2 protein-coding genes are annotated in these 2,184 nt (G+C 65.2%); one reads left to right on the top strand and one right to left on the bottom strand.

Features of this window, described 5'->3' with window-relative positions; all coding sequences use genetic code 11:
• Window positions 1-1,560 (bottom strand): PAS domain-containing protein (locus EOD07_RS31675; protein ID WP_245470561.1); only part of this gene is annotated, 1,560 nt, incomplete at its 3' end.
• A gap of 196 nt (window positions 1,561-1,756) precedes the next feature.
• On the opposite strand from EOD07_RS31675, the gene EOD07_RS31680 reads away from it, so the two are divergent.
• Complete coding sequence (locus tag EOD07_RS31680) at window positions 1,757-2,104, top strand: hypothetical protein (RefSeq protein ID WP_245470562.1); 348 nt, start codon at window positions 1,757-1,759, stop codon at window positions 2,102-2,104.
• The last annotated feature ends 80 nt before the right edge of the window (window positions 2,105-2,184 follow it).

Consider the following 2,184-nt stretch of genomic DNA (forward strand, 5'->3'; position numbering starts at 1 on the left):
GCCGTCCGGCATCGTCACCGTCTCCTCGATCTCCTGCGTCTCGCCGGTGCGCAGCACGGCAAGGTCGCCGGCGACGAAGGCTTCGCCGTCCGCGCCGAAGATCTCGACGTCGGTCTTGCCGATCGCTTCTTCCCGGCTGAAGCCGGTGAGATCGCACCAGCCCTTGTTGACGTAGAATTGCCTGAGGTCCGAGCGCTTGGCGTAGATCGACACCGGCACATTGTCGATGAGGCTGCGGAACACCTCGTTCTCGCTCATGCTCTGCCGGAGCGCCTGCTCGCGCGCCTTGACGTCGGTGATGTCGGTGCTGGAGCCGACCAGATGCACCGACCCGTCGGTCGCCACCAGCCGGCTCTTGCGCGTCATCAATTGCCGCACCGTGCCGTCGCGGTGAGTGACGGTTTCCTCGACCTCGCGCCCCGCGCCGGTCGTCACGACCTCGGTGTCGTCGCTGCTGAAGCCGTCCGCCTCTTCCGTCGCGAAAAGCTCACGATCCGTCTTTCCAAACACCTCGTCCTTGGCGAGGCCGGTCAGCGCGCACCAGGCCTTGTTGACGAATTCTATGCTGAGATCGTCGGCCTTGATGAAGGCGGCGACCGGCAGCTCGTCCATGACGTGCCGGTAGAGATCGATCTGGCGCATGGAGTCGCGCAGCGCCTTCTCGCGCGCCTTGATGTCGGTGATATCGACGCGCACGCCGATGAACGTGCCGTCGTCGGAGCGCATGTCATAGACCTGGTACCAGCGCCCATCCGGATTGAGGCGCTCATAGGAAGAGTTCGGCAAACGGTACCGCTCGAGCATGGCGTCCAGCCAGCGCTCGGTGTCGACGCCATACAGACCATCGATTTCGGCGTCGCCGCTCGAGCGGAAATAGCCGACCGAATGGCCGAGAGCCAATGCCTCTCGAAAAGTGCGGCCCGGCTGCCAGGCCGGCTTCAGCGCCGGCAGCGTGTCCTGCAGCTTGCGGTTGGCGAAGACGAAGCGATCGTCGCGATCGTAGATGATGACGCCAGCCGGCAGCGACTCCAGCACGGCGGCGAGGTTCCTGCGCGCGTCCTCGGCCTCGGTCTCGCGCTGTTTCATGTCGGTGATGTCCACATAGGAGATCAGCCGCTTGCCGCCGGGAAGGGACGCCAGCGAGGCTATCAGCGTGCGGCCGTCCTTGCGCGGCAACTGCCTGGACCCCGCGGCGTCAGCCCGGATTTCGGCCTCCCGCTCGGCCACATGGCTTTGCCAGGCATGTTCCTCGCCGCCGAACGGATCGGCCTCACGGCTGGCTTCCATGAGGTCGCGAAAGCGACTGCCGGCCGGAGCGCGCCGCGGATCGATCTTCCAGAAGTCGTAGAATGCCCGGTTGACCACCTCCGCCCGCAATTCGGCATCGAGAACGATGACGCCGATCGGCATCGAATCGACCATCAGGTTCAGATCGGCAAGCGCCGCCGCAGTCCCGGCCATATCGTGGATATCACCGGGAAGGGCCCCGTTGCCGCGCATATCCGCCTTGTCGAAACTCCGCGCGCTGTCCGCCCCGACAGTTCCGTCCGTATCCGCCATTGCCACCCCCAAGGCCGAACCGTACCGGCCCGTCGGCGGAATGTGCCCGACAAGCATTAACGATCCGCTAACCATAATGATTGCAACCACGGCCGCCCGATGCCGTTGAAATAAATTCCGTCATGGCGCCGGCTGCGGTAATCCGCCCGTTGGCGAACAAGGCAACGACGCATATAAGGTGCCTGAGGTGTTGCTAATGTTCGGTCGAATCACGGCTTTCATCCTGTGCCCGGCGCTGCTTGCAGCGGGTGGCTGCGCGCGCAGCGACGACGGGACGGTGATCGTTCCGAGCCGGATGGATGTCAGGCGTGTCTGGGACAGGGCGCCGCCGGGAACGACCGCGTCGCGGCAGATCGCGTCGGACGTGTTTCCCCTGCCGCCGAGCCTGCCGCAGAGCCCCGCTGTGCGGCGCCATTCCAGGTCCGCTCCGGCGAGGCCCTCCTACAACCGGGATCTGCCCGATCAGTCTTCCGACGGGCAGAACCCGTTGACCTGCAGGAATGTCGGCGAAAACGGGAAGCGCTACCGCGTCGTCTGCGAGTAGCTTTGCCTCAATCCGCCGGTCGATGCCGGCTCGGCGGCTTGCGTCGATACGGATGCCTCACCACCGGAAACAACGGCGGG

This window comes from Mesorhizobium sp. M2C.T.Ca.TU.002.02.1.1 (genome assembly GCF_003997225.1).

Excerpts from the sequence above, each read along its gene's own strand:
- EOD07_RS31680 (WP_245470562.1), top strand. The coding sequence starts at position 1,757 with ATGTTCGGTCGAATCACGGCTTTCATCCTGTGCCCGGCGCTGCTTGCA.